This is a genomic window from Mycobacterium sp. WUMAC-067, assembly GCF_020217485.1.
Classification (GTDB): domain Bacteria; phylum Actinomycetota; class Actinomycetes; order Mycobacteriales; family Mycobacteriaceae; genus Mycobacterium.
In genome coordinates this window covers 1-236 of sequence record NZ_JAEKMI010000228.1, presented here as the reverse complement: position 1 = coordinate 236, position 236 = coordinate 1, and the positions used below count along the sequence as shown (strand labels likewise).

At 58.5% G+C, this 236-nt stretch carries 1 protein-coding gene; it reads left to right on the top strand.

The window, feature by feature from the left end; all coding sequences use genetic code 11:
• Positions 1-236, top strand: a 236-nt coding sequence (locus tag JF781_RS28345) for an acyl-CoA dehydrogenase family protein (RefSeq protein ID WP_255642442.1), incomplete at both ends; no start/stop codon positions are given.

Here is a 236-nt window from a genome sequence, read left to right as displayed (position 1 = left end):
TTTCATCCAGCTGATGACGCAACTGCCGCAGGAGCGACTAATCGTTGCGGTCGGAGCGGTTGCCGCCATGGAATTGGCCTTGCAGCAGACGGTCAAATACACGCGCGAACGAGAGGCCTTCGGACGAACGATCTTCGGGTTCCAGAACACCAAGTTCACCCTGGCCGAAGCGGCCACTGAAACAAGGATTGCGCGAGTATTCCTCGACCACTGCATCTGCCTACACCTCCAGGGCC